The organism is Rheinheimera sp., from assembly GCF_036568245.1.
GTDB lineage: Bacteria > Pseudomonadota > Gammaproteobacteria > Enterobacterales > Alteromonadaceae > Alishewanella.
Genome location: NZ_DATCSY010000126.1, coordinates 1 through 2,139 on the forward strand (window position 1 = coordinate 1; position 2,139 = coordinate 2,139).

General features: G+C 50.7%; 2 protein-coding genes. Both read left to right on the forward strand.

What is annotated here, in order from left to right; translation table 11 throughout:
• On the forward strand, window positions 1-777 hold a 777-nt coding region (locus VIN66_RS05610), incomplete at its 5' end, for a sigma 54-interacting transcriptional regulator (protein ID WP_331923049.1).
• Window positions 778-883: 106 nt separating this feature from the next.
• Window positions 884-1,999 carry a sensor histidine kinase gene (locus VIN66_RS05615; RefSeq protein ID WP_331923050.1) on the forward strand — a complete coding sequence of 372 codons (1,116 nt, stop codon included), beginning with the start codon at window positions 884-886 and terminating at the stop codon, window positions 1,997-1,999.
• Window positions 2,000-2,139 lie beyond the last annotated feature (140 nt).

Consider the following 2,139-nt stretch of genomic DNA (forward strand, 5'->3'; position numbering starts at 1 on the left):
GGCACGCTGTTTTTAGATGAAATTGGCGATATGCCGTTGAATATGCAGGTTAAGCTACTAAGGGTGTTGCAGGAGCGTACGTATGAGCGCGTTGGTGGTACCCAGCCGATTAAAGCCGACGTCAGAATTGTTGCTGCCACACACCGCGATCTGGAACAGATGATTACTGAAGGCAGTTTCCGGGAGGACTTATACTACCGGTTGAATGTTTTCCCGATTGAAACACCGGCTCTGAGCCAACGTACAGATGATTTACCCATGTTGGTAAGTGAGTTGCTTAAACGGCAGGCAAAGCATAGCCAGGCAATAGTGAAGTTTACCGAACATGCTATGCAAAGCCTGCAGCTACACAGCTGGCCCGGAAATGTACGTGAACTGGCAAACCTGTTGGAGCGAATGGTCATTATGTATCCGGATCAGGTGGTTGATGTGGCAGAGTTGCCACAAAAATACCGTCATCTGGACATTGAAAGCTATGTACCGCAGTATCCGGAAAGCTTGCAGGAACGCGATCTGCTAAATGAGATGTTCCAGTCAACCGACGATGATGACACAGACGATGACAACGGTTTGGCATCAGATGCTGATACGCTGCAACAGTTGCCGGAGCAGGGGTTGGATTTAAAAGAATACCTTGCCGAACTTGAAATCCGCTTTATTTCCCAAGCGCTGGAGCGGCATGAATTTGTTGTTGCCAGAGCCGCCGAAGTGCTTGGGCTGCGCAGGACCACCCTGGTTGAAAAAATGCGTAAGTATAATCTGGGGAAAGACGAGTAATTGCTGCTGTCAGAGTTTTGACAGGTTTAACCATCTGAATTAAATCATAAAAATGCTGGCATAATGTCTGCATTGTTGCTCTGAACGATGTGTTTCAGGGGGACTTATGACGTCAGCCAGTGCTATGCACTTTTCGCCTGCCGGTTTTGCCCGGCAAGGCTTATCAGTTGTTGCAGCCAGTGGCTATCAGCTCTCAGCCTATTGCGCATCAGCCGGGCTTGATCCTGTATTGCAGGCATTGCCAGCGGCTGTCATTTTATTGGATCAGCGTGGCGTGGTGTATCAGGCCAATCCTGCTGCTGTATCGATGTTGGGCGAGCCTTTGGTAGGCGAAGCCTGGTTTTCCATTATCAGCCGCTGTTTTAGCCCCCGCCGTGATGACGGCCTGGAAGTGTCGCTAAAAGATGGCCGCCGGGTTAAATTACAAATTAATGCCTTACTAACGCACACCGAATATACCCAGCCAGGGCAGTTGATCATGCTGACCGATCTGACCGAAACCCGGCAATTACAAAGCCGGGTTAGTCAGATGCAACGTTTGTCAGTATTGGGCAAAATGATGGCCACCCTGGCGCATCAAATACGCACCCCTTTATCTGCTGCTATGTTGTATGCGCAGAATCTGGCCAACCCAAGAGCCACCTGGCAGGTTCAGCAGCAGTTTCAGCAAAAGTTATTATCCCGTTTGCAGGATTTAGAGCAGCAGGTCAGCGATATGCTGCTGTTTGCCCGCAGCGGCAGCTCACAGCAAGTGGCAGAATTTACGCTCGATAACCTGATTGCAGAAGTTGAAACCGCGGTTGACGCCTTATTTGTGCAGCACGATGCTGACTTTACCCTGCTCTGTAGTGAACCTTCGCTTCGGCTGATTGGCAATCAACATGCGCTGTGCGGTGCTATACAGAATCTGATCCAGAACAGCCTGCAGGCAATACCAGCCAAAGCAAAAATAGTGCTGGAGCTGAAGGCGAGCGCACAGCACAGTGGCAAGCTGCTGTTACGTCTTACAGATAACGGACCGGGGGTCGCACCGGCATTGCATGATACTTTGTTTGAGCCTTTTGTGACCGGACGTGCCCAAGGCACAGGTCTGGGATTGGCCGTTGTTCAGGCAGTGGCGCATTCACATCATGGTTCTGTACGGTATGTGCCGATGGCGCAGGGAGCGTGCTTTGAAATGCTACTGCCACTTTCACACAGTGTTCAGGAGGCAAGCGAATGACACAGCGTATTTTGTTGGTTGAGGATGATGCCGGTTTGCGTGAAGCGCTGCAGGATACGCTGATGCTGGCGCAATATCAGGTGCTGGCGGCAGACAGCGCTGAGCAGGCTTTATTATTGCTGCAGCAACATAAGGTGCAG

Bases quoted from the DNA above. Each gene is read 5' to 3' on its own strand.
- VIN66_RS05615 (WP_331923050.1), top strand. From the start codon at position 884: ATGACGTCAGCCAGTGCTATGCACTTTTCGCCTGCCGGTTTTGCCCGG.